General features: G+C 74.1%; 13 protein-coding genes, 1 tRNA gene and 3 pseudogenes. 14 read left to right on the forward strand and 3 right to left on the reverse strand.

Annotated features, from left to right (window positions below; translation table 11 throughout):
• Positions 1-71 precede the first annotated feature (71 nt).
• The 4 genes and pseudogenes from AC0VX4_RS01725 to AC0VX4_RS01740 form a co-directional block, all read left to right on the forward strand.
• Positions 72-2,171 (forward strand): NHL domain-containing thioredoxin family protein, encoded by a 2,100-nt coding sequence (locus tag AC0VX4_RS01725; RefSeq protein ID WP_248073297.1) that lies wholly within the window; start codon positions 72-74, stop codon positions 2,169-2,171.
• 40 nt (positions 2,172-2,211) lie between these two features.
• Positions 2,212-2,691, forward strand: coding sequence for a flavodoxin domain-containing protein (locus AC0VX4_RS01730; protein WP_002858354.1), 480 nt, complete (start codon positions 2,212-2,214; stop codon positions 2,689-2,691).
• Positions 2,692-2,813: 122 nt separating this feature from the next.
• Positions 2,814-3,407 carry a hypothetical protein gene (locus tag AC0VX4_RS01735; RefSeq protein ID WP_049161208.1) on the forward strand — a complete coding sequence of 198 codons (594 nt, stop codon included), beginning with the start codon at positions 2,814-2,816 and terminating at the stop codon, positions 3,405-3,407.
• Positions 3,408-3,444: 37 nt separating this feature from the next.
• Positions 3,445-3,657, forward strand: a pseudogene (locus AC0VX4_RS01740) (diaminopimelate dehydrogenase); the annotation flags it as partial.
• A gap of 170 nt (positions 3,658-3,827) precedes the next feature.
• Here the strand turns inward: AC0VX4_RS01740 and AC0VX4_RS01745 are convergent.
• Complete coding sequence (locus AC0VX4_RS01745; protein ID WP_049161209.1) at positions 3,828-4,808, reverse strand: AEC family transporter; 981 nt, start codon at positions 4,806-4,808, stop codon at positions 3,828-3,830.
• Between the two features lie 260 nt (positions 4,809-5,068).
• Here AC0VX4_RS01745 and AC0VX4_RS01750 point away from each other — a divergent pair, with 260 nt between their 5' ends.
• Positions 5,069-5,515, forward strand: coding sequence for a DUF2087 domain-containing protein (locus tag AC0VX4_RS01750; protein WP_065572502.1), 447 nt, complete (start codon positions 5,069-5,071; stop codon positions 5,513-5,515).
• A 73-nt stretch (positions 5,516-5,588) separates the two neighbouring features.
• On the opposite strand, the gene AC0VX4_RS01755 is transcribed toward AC0VX4_RS01750, so the two are convergent.
• A tRNA-Gly gene (locus AC0VX4_RS01755) sits at positions 5,589-5,662 on the reverse strand.
• A gap of 99 nt (positions 5,663-5,761) precedes the next feature.
• A pseudogene (locus AC0VX4_RS01760) lies at positions 5,762-6,023 on the reverse strand (cation:proton antiporter); the annotation flags it as partial.
• 208 nt (positions 6,024-6,231) lie between these two features.
• Here AC0VX4_RS01760 and AC0VX4_RS01765 point away from each other — a divergent pair.
• The 9 genes and pseudogenes from AC0VX4_RS01765 (at position 6,232) to mnhG (ending at position 16,363) form a co-directional block, all read left to right on the forward strand.
• Positions 6,232-7,761 (forward strand): hypothetical protein, encoded by a 1,530-nt coding sequence (locus AC0VX4_RS01765; RefSeq protein ID WP_475464496.1) that lies wholly within the window; start codon positions 6,232-6,234, stop codon positions 7,759-7,761.
• A 3-nt stretch (positions 7,762-7,764) separates the two neighbouring features.
• Entirely contained in the window at positions 7,765-8,346 is a 582-nt protein-coding gene (dcd, locus tag AC0VX4_RS01770; protein ID WP_237069039.1) for a dCTP deaminase, read from the forward strand.
• Positions 8,280-9,665 (forward strand): annotated as a pseudogene (locus AC0VX4_RS01775) (MFS transporter); the annotation flags it as partial. The gene dcd and the pseudogene AC0VX4_RS01775, both read left to right, overlap by 67 nt.
• A 68-nt stretch (positions 9,666-9,733) precedes the next feature.
• Complete coding sequence (locus AC0VX4_RS01780; RefSeq protein ID WP_216879488.1) at positions 9,734-12,832, forward strand: Na+/H+ antiporter subunit A; 3,099 nt, start codon at positions 9,734-9,736, stop codon at positions 12,830-12,832.
• The gene (locus tag AC0VX4_RS01785; RefSeq protein WP_052001218.1) at positions 12,829-13,389 is read left to right on the forward strand and encodes an NADH-quinone oxidoreductase subunit K; all 561 of its coding nucleotides are present in this window, start codon (positions 12,829-12,831) and stop codon (positions 13,387-13,389) included. Before AC0VX4_RS01780 ends, AC0VX4_RS01785 begins: the two co-directional genes overlap by 4 nt.
• The gene (locus tag AC0VX4_RS01790) at positions 13,386-15,017 is read left to right on the forward strand and encodes a Na+/H+ antiporter subunit D (protein ID WP_475464497.1); all 1,632 of its coding nucleotides are present in this window, start codon (positions 13,386-13,388) and stop codon (positions 15,015-15,017) included. The genes AC0VX4_RS01785 and AC0VX4_RS01790 overlap by 4 nt, the downstream gene beginning before the upstream one ends.
• Positions 15,004-15,621, forward strand: a complete 618-nt coding sequence (locus tag AC0VX4_RS01795; RefSeq protein ID WP_036317160.1) for a Na+/H+ antiporter subunit E — start codon at positions 15,004-15,006, stop codon at positions 15,619-15,621. The genes AC0VX4_RS01790 and AC0VX4_RS01795 overlap by 14 nt, the downstream gene beginning before the upstream one ends.
• Positions 15,621-15,959, forward strand: a complete 339-nt coding sequence (locus AC0VX4_RS01800) for an MrpF/PhaF family protein (protein ID WP_036317163.1) — start codon at positions 15,621-15,623, stop codon at positions 15,957-15,959. The genes AC0VX4_RS01795 and AC0VX4_RS01800 overlap by 1 nt, the downstream gene beginning before the upstream one ends.
• Entirely contained in the window at positions 15,956-16,363 is a 408-nt protein-coding gene (mnhG, locus tag AC0VX4_RS01805) for a monovalent cation/H(+) antiporter subunit G (protein ID WP_102708546.1), read from the forward strand. Before AC0VX4_RS01800 ends, mnhG begins: the two co-directional genes overlap by 4 nt.
• Positions 16,364-16,374: the final 11 nt, after the last annotated feature.

Genomic DNA, 16,374 nt, shown 5'->3' on the forward strand with positions numbered 1-16,374 from the left:
CTTTCCTCCTGTGACGCCGCCGGCGTCCGCTCACGGCTGACGCGTCCGGGACGTGCGCCATGATGGTGGGCATGACCGCACCGCAGACCCCGAACCCCGCCCCGTCCGCTGACGCCCCCGCCGCCGTGCCGCGCGCGGCCACCCGGGTGCGCGCGTCCGAGCTCGTGGGCCGCGGCTGGCTGAACACCGGCGGCGAGCAGGTGACCCTCGAGGACCTGCGCGGCAAGGTCGTCCTCCTCGACTTCTGGACGTTCTGCTGCATCAACTGCCTGCACGTCCTGGACGAGCTGCACCCGCTCGAGGAGGAGTTCGCGGACGTGCTCGTCACGGTGGGCGTGCACTCGCCCAAGTTCGAGCACGAGGCGGACCCGGACGCGCTGGCGGCCGCCGTCGAGCGCTACGCCATCGAGCACCCCGTGCTGGACGACCCCGAGCTGACGACGTGGCAGGCGTACTCGGCGCGCGCGTGGCCCACCCTCGTGGTGGTGGACCCGGAGGGCTACATCGCCGCGCACCTGTCCGGCGAGGGGCACGTGGCCGGGCTCTACGGCCTCGTGCGCGAGCTCGTGGCCGAGCACGAGGCCAAGGGCACGCTGCACCGCGGCTCCGGCCCCTACGTCCCGCCCGCGCCCGTGGCCCGGGACCTGTCGTTCCCCGGCAAGGCCGTGTCCCTCGGCGGCCGCGGCTCCCGCCCGGGCTCGTTCCTCGTCTCGGACACCGGCCACCACCGCCTCCTGGAGGTCGCCGAGGACCTGACCACGGTGCTCCGCGCGTTCGGCGGCGGGGACCCCGCCACGGCGGGCGCGGGCCAGGCCGAGCTCGCATTCCCCACGCCCGGGGAGAAGGGCCACGCGGACGGCGGGCCGGACGAGGCGCTGTTCAACGAGCCCCAGGGCCTGGCGCTGCTGCCCGAGGACGTCGCGGAGCGCGTCGGCTACGACGTGGTCGTGGCGGACTCCGTCAACCACCGGCTGCGGGGCCTGCGCCTGTCGGACGGGCACGTCAGCACCCTCGCCGGCAACGGCGTGCAGAAGCTCATCGACTCCGAGCGCGCCAAGGAGGCCGCCGCCGTCGAGGACGAGGAGGACGTCGCCGTCGACCTCGCGGACCTGCCCGGGGAGCCGACCGCGGTCTCGCTGTCCTCCCCGTGGGACGTCGTGTGGCACCCCGCCCTGGGGCGTGTGGTGATCGCGATGGCCGGCACGCACCAGCTCTTCGACTTCGACCCCGTCACGGGCGCGCTCGCGGTGCACGCGGGCACAGCGCTCGAGGGCCTGCTGGACGGTGACGCCGGACGGGCCTGGTTCGCGCAGCCCTCGGGGCTGTCCGTGGGCGCGGACGGTGCGCTGTGGGTCGCGGACTCGGAGACCTCCGCGGTGCGCTGGGTGCGGACCGGGGAGGACGGGCGCCGCGAGGTCGGGACCGCCGTCGGGGCGGGCCTGTTCGACTTCGGCCACGTGGACGGGGAGGCGGACCGCGCGCGCCTGCAGCACCCGCTGGGCGTCACGGCCCTGCCGGACGGCTCCGTGCTGATCGCGGACACGTACAACGGCGCGATCCGCCGGTACGCCCCGGCCGGCGAGGACGCCGCGGGCCGGGCGGTCCCGGCCACGGTGACCACGGTGGCGCGCGGGCTGCTCGAGCCCTCGGACGTGCTCGTGGAGCACGACGCGGACGGGAACGACACCGCGATCGTGGTGGTCGAGTCCAACGCCCACCGGCTCACGCGACTGGCCGTGCCGGAGGAGTTCCTCACCGTGGACGAGGGCGCGCGGCAGACGCAGCGTCCCCGCACCCCGGTGGTGGCCGGCGACCTGGACCTGACGATCGGCTTCGCCGCGCCCACGGGGCAGAAGCTGGACGACCGCTGGGGCGACCCCACGCAGCTGAAGATCTCCTCCTCCCCGGAGGAGCTGCTGCTCGAGGGCGCGGGCACGTCCACGGGGCTGCACCGGACGCTGCGGCTGAACCCCGAGGTCGAGGAGGGCGTCCTGCACATCACCGCCCGGGCCGCCGCATGCGACGGGGAGAAGGGGCAGCCGATCCCGGACCACGCCGCCTGCCACCTGTACCAGCAGGACTGGGGCATCCCGGTCACGGTGCACACCCCGGATCAGGCCCCGGAGGGCGCCGAGACCCGCCTGGACCTGGACCTGCGCGGGATACACTGAGCGCGTCGTCCGCCCCCGACCCCGAAGGCTGCGCCCCACCATGACCACGCTCATCGTCACCTCGTCCGCCCACGGATCCACGCGAGAGATCGCCGAGCGTGTCGCGGAGGTGCTGCGCACGTCGCAGGCCGTCCCGACCGTGGTGGAGGACGTCGAGGGCGCCGCCGCGTGGCTGGCCACGGCGGACGCGGTGATCGTCGCGGCTCCGGTCTACACGGGCTCGTTCGCCGCCGACGCCCGGGCGTTCCTCGACACCCGTCGGGCCGAGCTGGCGGACCTGCCGCTCGTGATCCTGGCCTCGGGCGGCGCGCCCGAGCTGGCCCGGCCGGTGCGGGAGAAACTCGAGTCCTACGGTCCGCGCGAGGTGGCCTACTTCCGCGGGGCGCTCGTCGAGGAGCGCCTGGGCCGGCTGGAGAAGCTCAAGCTCAAGCTCTCCCGCAACGAGCACTACGGCGACTTCCGCGACTGGGACGCCATCGAGGCCTGGGCCAAGACCCTCTCCGGCGCCGGCGTGCGCTGACGCCCCACCGCTGTCGCCGACGAGACGGCGGGGGCGGCGGAGCCTCCGCAGACGCTTTCGTTGACGAAACGGCGCCGGAGGCTCTCGTGTCCGCGGCGAAGGCGAGCGGTTAGCCTGGCCGCATGTCCCCTTCCGCCCGTCGCCCCGCCGCGTCCTCCCGCCCCGCCCGGCCCCGCCCGACGACGGCGCCCCTCGCCCTGCCCGACCGGCCCGGCTGGGTGCGGCTCGCCGCGGGTGCGGTGGTCCCGGGCGTCGTCGCGGCGGTCGCGGCGCTCGCGGCCCTGCAGGTGTTCGTCCTCAACCCGTTGGCCGCCGCGCCCGGCGACCGTGGCCTCGGGAGGATCTACGCGGACCTGAGCGCGGCGGGTGAGCTCGGCATCCCCTTCGTCCTTTCGGCCGTGATCCTGGCGGCCGGGCTCGGTGTGGCCGCGATCCTGTGGTTCCTCACGTGGCGTCGCGAGGAGGTCGACCCGCTGGCGGTCCTCGCCCTGGGCCTCGCCTCGCTCGTCGCCGCGTCCCCGGCCTACTTCATGGCCTCGTTCGGGCCGGGCATGGCGCTCGCGGACGCCTACGGCATCGGCGGGGGCGACCACAGCCCGTGGGCCTGGCCGATCTACGTGGTCAGCGCGCTGGCATTGGCGGGGCTGGTCGCCGTCGTCGTGCTCCTGCTGCGCGGTCCGGCGGGCGGACTCGGCGCCCCGCGGCGCCGAGCCTAGGCCGGCGGGACCGACCTGACCACGACCCCACCAGGACGACAACCACCAGCTCATCCCGCGGCACCGCGCCGAGATGGACGCCGCGGCCCGGGAGGGCGGGCACGTGGCGATGATCTCCACCGGCTGGGACCCGGGCCTGTTCTCGCTGAACCGGGTGCTGGGTGCGGCGCTGTTCCCGCAGCCGCAGCAGAACATGTTCTGGGGCAAGGGCCTCTCGCAGGGCCATTCCGACGCCGTCCGGCGACGGCCGTGCCGCTGCGCGTCTGAGGGCCCAGGGGGAGACGGGGGCGCGCACCATGCTCGAGGTCGCCCCGTACCTGCTGTCGCCCACGGGGCTGGACGAGCTGATCCGCCGGGACGTCTGAGCCGCGGCGAGGCGTCCGGCGCGTGGCACCGGGCCGGGCGCCGTCGTCGTCGGCGTCAGGCCAGCAGCAGGGCGACGGCGATCATCGCCGGGATCGCGACGATCGTGGTGACCAGGATCGTGTCCTTCGAGACGCGCAGGCCCGTGTCGTAGCGCACGGCGGTGACGAACACGTTCTGTGCGGTGGGCAGGGAGGCCAGGACGACGGCGACGAACACGTGCCGCGCGTCCAGGCCGAACACGAACTGCGCGAGCAGCCAGGCCAGCAGCGGATGGACCACCAGTTTCACCGCCGAGGCGAGCAGCACGTCCGCGCGTCGCCCGCCGGACCGCTCGAGCGGGCGCGAGCCGACCAGGGACATGCCGAACGCCAGGAGCATCGCCGGGATGGACAGCCCGCCGATGAGCTCCACGGACTCCATGAGGGGGCCCGGCAACGACCAGCCGGTGAGAGAGAAGACCAGGCCGGCCACCGAGCCCAGGATCAGGGGGTTGGCGACCGTGTGGCGGACCTGGTCGGCCACGGCACGCCCGGGGGAGCGGCGCACCGCACGACGCCGGCCCGCCGTCGTGCGTCGCCGGGCCTCGCGCGCGGTGGCGGCGTCCATCGCGGCCACGTAGAGCGGCGTGTAGATCGCCAGCTGGAAGATGAGCGCCGGGGCGGCCAGGGCGGCGTCGCCGAGGACGTAGGCCGCGATGGGGATGCCGAGGTTCGCCGAGTTCACGAGCGAGGCGCTGAGCGCGGACATGATCCGCTCCGAGGCCGGCCGGCCCTTCAACAGCGGGATCGTCACTGCGAGGTACAGCGCGGCCGCCGCGAACGCGGACAGCGAGGCCACCCACAGCTGGGGGCCCAGCACGGCGCCCACGTCCGCGCGGGAGAGCGTGACGAACAGCAGCGCCGGGTTGCCGATGAAGAACGCCGCGCGGGAGAGCACGGTGCGGCCGTGCTCGCCGAGCACCCCCGTGCGCCCCACCAGGACGCCCACGAGGATGATCACCCACACGACCGCGAAGCCGGAGAGCACCTGGGTCACGGACGGGCCTCCACGGGTCGGGGTGGGGCGGTCCGCGGCGGGGTCAGGGGCATGGCGCGATCCTACGCCGCGGGCGTCGGCTAGCCTGGATCACGACGGCGGCGCCCACCGCCGAGCGCGCCACGCGGCCCGGCCCCGCGCGGCAGGGCCCTGCAGCCCGGCGCGAAGGGGAGCGGATCCTCGGGCTCACCCGCACGCGACGGACGTCGTCCCCGACCCGCGGCGCGGCATGGCCGGGAGCGCGCCTGCGAGGATGCACCATGACCCGTCAGTCCGACCTCAAGACCCTGATCCGCGCCCGCATGGCCGTCACCGGTGAGCGGTACACCGCCGCGGCGGCGGCCCTCGCCGACGAGTGGCAGTCCGCCGAGCGCTACCACGCGACCGTGCTCGCCCGCTTCTTCGACGGGGACCGGCTGCGCTCCATCCCTGCGCGCCGCAAGCCGCGGGTGGCCGTCCTTCTCGAGCTGCTGCGTCGCTTCAGAGCGGGCCGCGCCTACGCGGAGGCCGAGGTCAACGACCTGCTGCGCCCCGCCCACGAGGACGTGGCCACGCTGCGTCGCGAACTCGTGGACTACGGGTTCCTCGACCGCGCCGACGGTGTCTACCGGCTGGCGGACGCCGGGCCCGACCTCGACCCGCGCTTCGCCGCGGACCTGCCGGTCGACCTGGAACGCCGGCTGCGCGAGATCCGCGCGGGCCGGTGAGGCGAGCGGGACGGCGTGGACCGACACGGCCCCGGGTCCCTCGCGTGAGGGGCCCGGGGCCGTCGTCGTGGTGTGGAGCGGGCGACGGGAATCGAACCCGCGTATCTTGCTTGGGAAGCAAGCGCTCTACCATTGAGCTACGCCCGCGCAACCGCTCGGCTTCCGCCTGCGGCGCGGGCACCACCTTACACCAGCCCGGCCGGTGGCCCGGCCCCGCGTCGTCATCGAGCCCCGCGGGCCCGTGCGTCAGTGCACCGGGTCTGCCGCCGCGACCTCGTGCGACCGCACCCGCCGCGTCGCCGCCCGGGCCCGCGAGCGACCGAACGCGTCCGCGTACCGCGTGAGCACCGGCCCGGCGATCACGATGGAGAACTCCCCGCGGATCGTCAGGGCCGCACCCGCTCGCGGCGAGGTAGCCGGTGGCCACCTTCGTGGCGGCCGTGACGAGGGCCAGGGCCAGCGCGGCCGTCAGCACGGGCGGCAGGGTGCGCGGATCCACGCTCATGCCGCACCTCGTAGGTCGTGGCCGGGTCGTCGACGTCCTGGCCGCCGTTTCCCGAACGAAAGCGCGCCAGGGGCCGCCGTTTCCCGAACGAAAGTGCGCCAGGGGCCGTTGTTTCCCGAACGAAAGTGCGCCAGGGGCCGCTGGTAGAGTCCGAACCGCGCCCGGCCGCGGCCGGACGCGTCCGGAAGCCCCCGTCCCGGAAGGACGTCCCATGCGCGACACCACGGCCGACGCGGCCCAGGTCCCCGCCCGCCCCGACGACGCGGCGGTGTACCGCTACCTCGCGTTCGGGGAGGCGGACCGCCCCTTCCTCGTGGGCGGTCCCCGGCCCGCACCGCCCACCCCCGCCGCGACGCCGTCCCCGGTCGCCGACCTCGAGTCGGTCCGCGCCGCGATCCGCGCCCACGGCGGTCCCCTGGCCTCGACCGCGCACATGCGCGGCCGCCCCGCCCCGACGCCGTCGGCCGCCGACGCGTCCCGCGGCCTGCGCGGTGCCGCGCGCACCCTGACCGCGACCCGCCGCGACGTCGCCGCACGCCTGGCCGACTCCCGCGAGCGCGCCGACGTGCCCGTCGAGGCGCTGCTGAACTCGGCCTTCGTCGACGCCCACGCGGACGAGCGCCCCGCCGATCGCGGCGTGCCGCGCGGGCGGCTCGCCGGCCTGGTGGACGCCGTCCTCCCGCCGGCCCGCCACGCGGACGACGACGCCGCGGCCGGCCTGCTGCTCGCCCTGCGCGAGCCGGTCCGCGAGGTGTTCGCCTCCGACTCGTTCGCCGCCCGCCCGTACGCCGACGCGCCCACCGTCCGCGCGCTCTTCGAGGACTTCCTCGCCCACCCGCGCCGGCACGACCCCGAGCGCTTCTGGCGCCTGCTCAACCTCGAGCTCTGGCTGCGCGACGCGGTGGACGCGGACGCCGCCCCGGCCGGCCCCGCCACCGCGGTCGACGAGGCCCCCACCGCCCCGGCACCGGCCAAACCGGACCACGAGCCGAACCCGGGCAAGGAGCTCGACCTGGTCTCCGCCGAGGACGGCCGCCGCTACCGCCGCTTCCCTGTGCAGACCGGCCTGGTGGACCGGGACACGGACCTGCAGGCCTACCTGCGCGGCGAGATCGAGGACTTCTTCCGCGACCTGCCCGCGGACGCGATGCCGCAGGACGCCCCGTGGCACTTCTCCGTGTCCGAGAAGATCGTGGCCATCACCCAGGGCCGCTCCTACTACACCTGGGAGGTCCGCCCCTCCATGGCCGCGCGCGCCCTCTCCCGCCTGGTCACCCGCACGCCCGCGGGCATCGGTCTGGGTGACCCCACCACCATGCAGCTGGCCATCCAGGAGGCCGGCCTGCCGCGCATCGTGCTCTCCGCGGCCGCCGGCGCCGCCGGCAAGGTCGCCGGCAAGCGCGGTGTGTTCTACAACGTGGTGGGCGGCAACGTCCGCGCGATCGACGGGCCCACCACCTACTCCACGTTCCCGGCCAACGTCTCGGCCAAGCTGCCCCCGGCCGAGCCGGACCGGGTGGCCGCCGAGGTCTCGGCGATGATCCGGGCGGCGGACATCCCGGCCTGGGCGAAGGCCTCCTTCGCCGGCACCGTCGTGATGGACGCCAACGACATCGGCCGCAACGCCCTCGGCAAGGACACCGCCGCGTCGGCCGCCGTCCTCGAAGCCGCCTTCGCGGACAACCCGCTGGGCCAGGGCCGCGAGCGCACCCCGCTGGCCGTCGTCGTGCGAATGGACTGAGCCGTGCTGCTCTCCGACCGCGACATCCGCGCCGAGCTCGACTCCGGGCGCGTCGGCCTGGACCCCCTCGACCCGGCGATGGTCCAGCCCGCGTCCGTGGACGTGCGCCTGGACCGGTTCTTCCGGCTCTTCGACAACCACCGGTACGCGCACATCGACCCGCGCCAGAAGCAGGACGAGCTGACCCGGCTGGTGGAGGTGGACCCGGACGAGGCGTTCATCCTGCATCCGGGGGAGTTCGTGCTCGGCTCCACCTATGAGCAGGTCACCCTGCCGGACGACCTCGCCGCCCGCCTCGAGGGCAAGTCCTCGCTGGGGCGGCTGGGCCTGCTGACGCACTCGACCGCCGGGTTCATCGACCCCGGGTTCTCCGGGCACGTCACGCTCGAGCTGTCCAACGTGGCCACGCTGCCCATCACGCTGTGGCCGGGGATGAAGATCGGCCAGCTGTGCTTCTTCCGGCTCTCTTCGGCGGCCCAGTCGCCGTACGGCACCGGGGCCAACCAGAACCGGTACCAGGGTCAGCGCGGGCCCACGGCCTCCCGGGCGCACCGCGACTTCCATCTCACCCGCATCGAGCGATGACCGACGTCGCGCTCCCGCCGGTCGCCTCCGCCGCCCCGCGCCGCCAGGTGGCCGCGTGGGCGCTGTGGGACTGGGGCTCGGCCGCGTTCAACGCGGTCATGGTCACCTTCGTGTTCGGCACCTACCTGGCCTCGGACGCGTTCGGGCCGGACGAGCGGGGCACGGCGTGGCTGTCCACGGCCCTGGCGATCGCCGGCGTCGTGATCGCCCTGACCGCGCCCGTGATGGGCCGGCGCGCGGACGGCGCGGGCCGGCGCCGCCTCTGGCTGGGGGTGATGACGGCGGCGGTGATCGCGTGCACCGCGGCCTGCTTCTGGGTCACCCCGGAGGAGTCCTCGCTGCTGCTGGGCGTCACCCTGATCGCCCTGGGCACGGTGTTCTTCGAGTTCGCGGAGGTGCAGGTCAACGCGATCCTCGTGCACATCTCGACGCCGGCCACGATCGGCCGGATCTCGGGCATCGGCTGGGGCGCGGGCTATCTCGGTGGCATCCTGCTGCTGCTGATCGTGTTCGTGGGCTTCGTCTCGGGGGACGCGCACTGGTTCGGCGTCACGGAGGACGCGGCGCTGAACATCCGGGTGGTCGCGCTGGTGGCCGCGGCGTGGTTCCTCGTGTTCGCGATCCCCGTGCTGGTGGCCGTGCCGGACCCGGCCCCCGCCCCGGCGGCGGACGGCGGGCCGCGCCGTGAGTCGGTGCTGGGCTCCTACCGCGAGCTCGGGGCCACGCTGGCCCGGATGTGGCGCGAGGACCGGAACACGCTGTGGTTCCTCGTGGCCTCGGCGGTGTTCCGCGACGGCGTGGGCGCGGTGTTCGTCTACGGCGCCATCCTGGGCACCACGGTCTACGGGCTGGCGGCCTCGGACGTGGTCCTGTTCGCGATCGCGGCCAACGTGGTGGCCGCCCTGGGCGCCTTCGTGGGCGGGCAGCTCGACGACGCAGTCGGCCCGCGCCGGGTGATCCTCGGTTCGCTGGCCGCCATGGTCCTCGTGGCCGGGGCGCTGTTCTTCGCCTCGGGCACCCTCGCGTTCTGGGTCGGCGGGCTGGCGCTGTGCCTGTTCGTGGGCCCGGTGCAGTCGGCCTCGCGCGCGTTCCTGGGCCGGCTCACCACGCCGCGGACGGCGGGCGAGGTGTTCGGGCTGTATGCCACCACGGGCCGCGCGGTCGGGTTCATCACGCCCGCGCTCGTGACGCTCGCGCTCGCCCTGCACCCGGACAACCGGGTGGTCATCCCCGTGATCGCCGTCGTGCTCGTGGCCGGTGGGCTGCTGTTCGCCCGGGTCACGGAGCCGATCACGCGGAGCGCGGAATCGGTCCGCTGACCCCGGGTGGGGCGCATCCCTCCGCTAGGCTGGACCGTACCCCCGCCCGTGCCTGACGAAGGGACCGCATGCTCGTCATCCTGACCGCGCTCTTCGTCGTCGCGCTCGCCGCCCCGGTGATCTTCCGGTGGACGGGACGTCAGGGGTTCTATCTGCTCGCCGCCGCCCCCGCGGCGGGCTTCGTCTGGCTGCTCACCCAGCTGCCGCACGTGTTCGCGCTGCAGGAGGCGCTCGACGCCGGCCGGCCGGTCCCGGCCTCGGCGGCGCACCTGGACCGCGCCGTGCCGTGGGTGCCGTACCTCGAGATCGAGCTCGCGTTCCGCATGGACGTGCTGGCCGCGTTCATGTCCCTGATCGTGCTGGGAGTCGGCGCGCTGGTCCTGGCGTACTGCGCCCGCTACTTCCGGGAGCACGAGCCGCGCAACGCGGTGTTCGGCGGGCAGCTGCTGGCGTTCGCCGGCGCGATGTTCGGGCTCGTCACCACGGACGACCTGATGGTGCTCTACACCTTCTGGGAGATCACGTCTGTCCTGTCCTTCCTGCTGATCGGCTACTCGGGCCACCGCATCTTCGCCCGCCGCTCCGCCATCACCGCCCTGATCGTCACCACGTTCGGCGGCCTGGCCATGCTCGCGGGCCTGATCATGCTGGCCCACTTCGCCGGGTCCTGGCGGATCTCCGGGGTCCTCGAGGCCGCCCCCGCCCTCATGGCCGACGCCGGGCTGCGCGGGCTGCTCGAGGTCGCCGTCGCCCTGGTGCTGATCGGCGCCCTCACGAAGTCCGCCCAGGCCCCCTTCCACTTCTGGCTGCCGGCCGCCATGGCCGCGCCGACCCCCGTGTCCGCGTACCTGCACGCGGCGGCCATGGTGAAGGCCGGCGTCTTCCTCGTGGCCCGCCTGGCCCCGGAGTTCCACGGCCTCGCCATGTGGCAGGTCCTCGTGATCGGCGTGGGTCTGTGGACCCTGCTGCTCGGCGGCTGGCGCGCCCTGCGGCAGACAGACATCAAGCTCGTCCTCGCGTACGGCACGGTCTCCCAGCTCGGCTTCCTCATGGTGGCCAACGGGCTGGGCACCCGCGACGCCGCCATGGCCGGCCTCGCCATGCTCCTGGCCCACGCGGTGTTCAAGGCCCCCCTGTTCATGGTGGTCGGCATCATCGACCACGAGGCCGGCACGCGCGATCTGCGCCAGCTCTCCGGGATCGGCCGCCGCCACCCGGCCCTGGCCGCCGTCGCCGTGGTGGCGGGCCTGTCCATGGCCGGCCTGCCTCCGCTGTTCGGCTTCGTGGCCAAGGAGTCCGTCCTGGAGGGCCTGGCCGCCCACGGCGTGGCGCACGCGGACGTGTGGGGCTGGACGCCGCTCGTGCTCATGACCGTGGGCTCGGTGCTCACCTTCGCCTACACGTGGCGGTTCCTGTGGGGCTCGTTCGCCGCCAAGCGGGACGAGGAGGGGGCCGCGGTCCCCGTCACGCGCTTCCACACCCGCGTCACCACCCTCGAGCTGGCCCCGGCCGCGCTGCTCGCGCTCGCCGGCCTGGTGCTCGCCTTCCTGCCCGGCCCGGTGGAGGGGATCATCACCGCCCACACGGGTTCCCTGCCGCCGCTGGACCCGGAGGAGGCGCCGGCCTACCTGGCCCTGTGGCACGGCTGGACGCCCATCCTCGCCCTCTCCGCGGGGGTCTGGGTGCTCGGCGCGCTGCTCGCCCTCGGCCGGCCGGGAGTCGAGGCGTTCCAGCGCCGCGTCGAGTTCCCGGTCGACGCCCTGCGCACGTACCGGAAGATCACCGGCGCCCTCGACGAGGTCGCCATCTGGGTCACGGGGCGCACCCAGACCGGCTCCCTGCGCCGCTACCTGGGCATCATCCTGGCCACCGCGTTCCTGCTGCCGGCCGCGTTCCTGCTCTTCCCCGTGGGGCGCAGCGAGCGCACGCTGGCCACCTCGTTCCTCTCCGCGGACGTCGCCTGGTTCCAGACCCCGGCGCAGCTGGTCGTGGTGCTGATGATCGCCGTCGCCACCGTGTTCGCCGTCCGCGCGCGCCGCCGCTTCAAGGCGATCATGCTGGTGTCCGTGACCGGCTACGGCGCCGCCGCCCTGTTCGCGATGCGCGGCGCCCCGGACCTCGCGATCACCCAGGTGCTCGTGGAGACCATCATCCTGGTCACCCTCATCCTGGGCCTGCGCGTGCTGCCGCCGGACTGGTACGACCGCCGCACCGGCTCGCGGCGGATCGCCCGCATGGCGGTCGCCGGCGGCTTCGCCCTGACCATGATGTGGATCGCCGCCACCGCGCTGGCCGCCCGCACGGCGGAGCGGATCTCGCTGCCCATGCCGGAGCTCGCCTACACGGACGGCTACGGCACGAACGCCGTGAACGTCACCCTCGTGGACATCCGCGCGTGGGACACGTGGGGCGAGATCACGGTGCTGGCCGCCGCGGCCACCGGCGTGGCCTCCCTGATCTTCCTGCAGCACCGCGACGGGCGCACCCGCAGCATCGACGACGTCGCCCCCGGCTCCGTCGGCGACTTCGGCGCCGACTCCTCGCTCGGGGCCCGCGAGCTGTCCGTCGTGCGCAGCTTCGCTGTGGACGATCGCAAGGGCCAGTGGCTCGTGGCCGGCCACACGATGGCCCCCGAGCGGCGCTCGATCATCCTCGAGGTCGTCACCCGCTTCATGTTCCCGATCATGATGCTGCTCTCCGTCTACCTGCTGCTGGCCGGGCACAACACCCCCGGCGGCGGCTTCGCCGGCGGCCTGCTCGCAGGCCTGGCCCTCACGCTGCGCTTCCTCGCCGGCGGCCGGTACGAGCTGCAGGAGGCCTCCGTGATCCCGGCCGGGCCCATGATCGGCCTGGGCCTGGCGATCGCCACGCTCACCGGGATCGCCCCGCTCTTCTTCGGCGGGCAGATCCTGCAGTCCTATGTGGTGGAGTTCACCGACCTGCCGCTGTTCGGCGACGCCCTCAAGCTGGTCTCGGCCACGGCGTTCGACATCGGCGTGTACCTCGTGGTGGTCGGGCTCGTGATCGACGTGCTGCGCTCGCTCGGCGGTGAGGTGGACCGCCGGGGCGAGGAGGCCCGCCGCGCCCGCCTGCGCGCCGCGGCCCGCCGTCGTCATCCGCGCATGCCCACCCCGTCCACCCCCGACGCCCCGGAGGCCGCCCGATGATGACCGTCGACCTGGCCCTGCTCCTGGCGATGGGCGTGATGTTCGCCGGGGGGATCTACCTGGTGCTCGAGCGCAGCCTGACGCGCATCCTGCTCGGCATCGTGCTGATCAACAACGGCGCCATCATGCTGCTGTTCCTCGCCTCGGGCGGCACGGGCCTGGCCCCGCTGTTCGTGCGCGGACGGGACCCGCACGAGTACGCGGACACGCTGCCGCAGGCGCTGATCCTCACCGCGATCGTGATCGGCTTCGCCGTGGTCGCGTTCCTGACCGCCATGATCTACCGCTCGTGGCTGCTCGTCCGCGAGGACGAGGTCGAGGTGGACGCGGAGGACGTCAAGATCGCCCGGATGCCCGCCTGGGACGCGGAGGACGACGCGGAGCTCGTGGAGGAGTCCTCCGAGTTCCTGGACGACGCCGCGGACCCCAACGCCCACTACGAGCACGCGACGGAGGCACGGCCCCAGGTGCAGCACGCCACGCCCGCCCCCCAGGCGCCCACCGGATCCGGGGCAGCGTCCCGCGGCCGCCGTCCCGAGGGCGGGGAGCGCGCATGAGCATCGGTTCCGTCCCCCTGACCGACCTGGCCCCGCTGGCCGTCATGCTGCCCGTGCTGGGCGCGGCCGTGACCTTCATGCTCGTGCGCCGCCCCCGCGCGCAGATCACCGTCACGGTCTCCACGCTCGTGCTCACCCTCGTGCTGGACGCGCTGCTGCTGGCCGCGGTCTGGGACACCGGGGTCGCGGCCGTCCACCTCGGCGGCTGGCCGGCCCCGCTGGGCATCAGCCTCGTGGTGGATCGGCTCTCGGCCCTCATGCTCGTGGTGTCGGCGCTGATCACCCTGGCGGTGCTGCTGTACGCCTCGGCGCAGGGGCTGATCAACCGGGACGAGGGTGGGCCGGTCTCGATCTTCCACCCCACGTTCCTGATCCTCGTGGCGGGCGTGTCCAACGCGTTCCTCGCCGGCGACCTGTTCAACCTCTACGTGGGCTTCGAGATCCTCCTGACGTCCTCCTACGTGCTGCTGACCATGGGGGGCACCGCCCAGCGCATCCGCGCGGGCATCACCTACGTGGTGGTCTCCGTGCTCTCCTCGGTGGTGTTCCTGATCGCGATCGCGATGATCTACGCGGCCACCGGCACCGTGAACATGGCGGACCTGGCCGTGAAGCTGGGCGAGCTGCCCACCGACGTGCAGATGGTCCTGCACGTGCTGCTCCTGGTGGGCTTCGGCATCAAGGCGGCCGTGTTCCCGCTGTCCTTCTGGCTGCCGGACTCGTACCCCACCGCGCCCGCCCCGGTGACCGCGGTGTTCGCGGGCCTGCTCACCAAGGTGGGCGTGTACGCGATGATCCGCACCGAGACGCTGCTCTTCCCGGGGGAGCACGTCAACGCGCTCCTGCTCGTGGTGGCCGCGCTGACCATGGTGGTGGGCATCCTCGGCGCGCTGGCCCAGACGGACATCAAGCGCATCCTGTCCTTCATCCTCGTCTCCCACATCGGCTACATGATCTTCGGCCTGGGCCTGGCCACGGAGGCGGGGCTGGCGGCCACCGTGTACTACGTGGCCCATCACATCACCGTGCAGACCACGCTCTTCCTCGTCACGGGTCTGATCGAGAACCGCGCCGGCACCGCGAACATCGACCGCCTCGGGTCCCTGGCGAAGGTCTCCCCGTTCGTGAGCGTCCTGTTCCTCGTGCCCGCGCTCAACCTCGGCGGCATCCCGCCGTTCTCCGGCTTCCTCGGCAAGGTCGGCCTGCTGCGCGGCGGCGTCGAGCAGGCCACGCCCCTGGCCTACACGCTGGTGGGCGTGTCCCTGCTCGTGTCCCTGCTGACCCTGCTCGTGGTGGTGCGCGTGTGGACCCGCGCGTTCTGGCGCCGCGTCGAGGACGTGGAGCACCCGCCCGCCCAGCTCGTGGCCGCCTACGAGCGGGCCGTCGCCCGTGGCGAGCGCCCCCGCCCGCTCGAGCCGGGCCTCGTGCTGCCCACCACGGCGCTCGTGGGCCTGACGCTGGTGTTCACGGTGGCCGCCGGTCCGCTGTTCGCCCTGGCCGACGAGGCAGCCACGGACATGCTCGACCGCTCGCCCTACATCGCGGCGGTGCTCGACGACGCCGCGGCCGAGCGGGCCGCGGCCACCCTCAGCGTCGACCCGACGGAGGTGCACGATGCCCGGAAGTGACTCCGCCCGCCGCGGCGTGGTGCGCTCCGACGGGATCCGGGGCATCGTGGCCCAGTGGCCGCTGATCCTCGTGATGGTGGCCGTGTGGTGCGCCCTGTGGCAGGACTTCGCTCCGCACGTGGCCCTGACCGGCCTCGCCTTCGCGCTGCTGATCATCGGGCTCTTCCCGATGCCGGACATCCCGTTCAGCGGCCGTCTGAACCCCTGGTGGTCCCTCGTGTTCACGGTGCGGTTCCTCGTCGACGTCGTGCGCGCCTCAGTCAACGTGACCGGGACGGTGCTGCTGCGTGGCCGCCGCGCCCGCGGCTCGATCGTGGGCGTCCCGCTGCGCAGCCACGACGACCTCATCATCACGCTCGTCAGCCACGCCCTGGCCCTGGTGCCGGGCTCGATCGTGCTGGACGTGGACCGGGTCCGCTCCGTCCTGTACCTGCACGTGCTCGACGCGACCACGGACGAGGACGTGGCGGGCTTCCGCGCCAAGGCCCTCGACGTGGAGGCGGGCATCATCCGCGCCGTCGGCACGCGTGAGGACCTCGAGCTGGTCCGCCGCTTCCCGAGTTCGGCGCCCCCCGCCGCCCGCCCCCCGAAGGAGGAGGCCTGATGGACCCCATGGACCTGGCCACGTGGGCCGGCGGGGCGCTGCTCGTGGTCGGCGCCGTCGGTGCGCTCTACCGGATCGTGCGCGGCCCCTCGCTGCTGGACCGGGCGGTCGCCACGGACGTGCTGCTCGTGGTGTTCTCCGGGATGCTCGTCCTGGAGATGGCCGTGCACCGCCACACCCACCACGTGGTCCTCGTGGTGCTGGCCGCCGCCGTCGGCTTCGTCGGCTCGGTGACGGTGGCGCGCTTCGCGGAGGACCGGCGCCCGGACCACTCGCTCGAGGACCAGGCGCGCGTGCCCGGCACCACGGACGTGCCGGGCGGGGAGGAGGGCCGATGACCGACACCGCCACGCTCCTGGACTGGCTGGCCGCGTTCCTGCTCGTCAGCGGCGCCTTCTTCTCCCTGGTGGCCGGCGTGGGCCTGCTCGTGCTGCCGGACCTGCTGGCCCGCATGCACGCCGCCGCCAAGCCGCAGGTCCTCGGCCTGCTGCTCATGCTCGCCGGGCTGGCGATCGAGTGGCGCTCGTGGGTGTGGCTGCCCGTGCTGTTTCTGGCGTGGGTCACCCAGATGGTCACGGCCCCGGTGGCCTCCCACCTGGTGGGCCGCACGGGCTACCGCACCAAGCACGCCCGCCGTGAGCTGCTGCACCGGGACGAGCTGGCCGCCGTCGGCCGTCGGGCCGAGCCCCCGGCGGACCCCGGGCCGCGCCGCGCCGGCGCCCGGCCGCGCGGGCGCCGCTGACACCACCGCGC

The organism is Micrococcus sp. 63XJN7_8_ISO-PGPR-S23-253 (assembly GCF_056173425.1).

Bases quoted from the DNA above. Each gene is read 5' to 3' on its own strand.
- AC0VX4_RS01725 (WP_248073297.1), top strand. From the start codon at position 72: ATGACCGCACCGCAGACCCCGAACCCCGCCCCGTCCGCTGACGCCCCC.
- AC0VX4_RS01730 (WP_002858354.1), top strand. From the start codon at position 2,212: ATGACCACGCTCATCGTCACCTCGTCCGCCCACGGATCCACGCGAGAG.
- AC0VX4_RS01735 (WP_049161208.1), top strand. From the start codon at position 2,814: ATGTCCCCTTCCGCCCGTCGCCCCGCCGCGTCCTCCCGCCCCGCCCGG.
- AC0VX4_RS01750 (WP_065572502.1), top strand. From the start codon at position 5,069: ATGACCCGTCAGTCCGACCTCAAGACCCTGATCCGCGCCCGCATGGCC.
- AC0VX4_RS01765 (WP_475464496.1), top strand. From the start codon at position 6,232: ATGCGCGACACCACGGCCGACGCGGCCCAGGTCCCCGCCCGCCCCGAC.
- AC0VX4_RS01780 (WP_216879488.1), top strand. From the start codon at position 9,734: ATGCTCGTCATCCTGACCGCGCTCTTCGTCGTCGCGCTCGCCGCCCCG.
- AC0VX4_RS01785 (WP_052001218.1), top strand. From the start codon at position 12,829: ATGATGACCGTCGACCTGGCCCTGCTCCTGGCGATGGGCGTGATGTTC.
- AC0VX4_RS01790 (WP_475464497.1), top strand. From the start codon at position 13,386: ATGAGCATCGGTTCCGTCCCCCTGACCGACCTGGCCCCGCTGGCCGTC.
- AC0VX4_RS01795 (WP_036317160.1), top strand. From the start codon at position 15,004: ATGCCCGGAAGTGACTCCGCCCGCCGCGGCGTGGTGCGCTCCGACGGG.
- AC0VX4_RS01800 (WP_036317163.1), top strand. From the start codon at position 15,621: ATGGACCCCATGGACCTGGCCACGTGGGCCGGCGGGGCGCTGCTCGTG.
- mnhG (WP_102708546.1), top strand. From the start codon at position 15,956: ATGACCGACACCGCCACGCTCCTGGACTGGCTGGCCGCGTTCCTGCTC.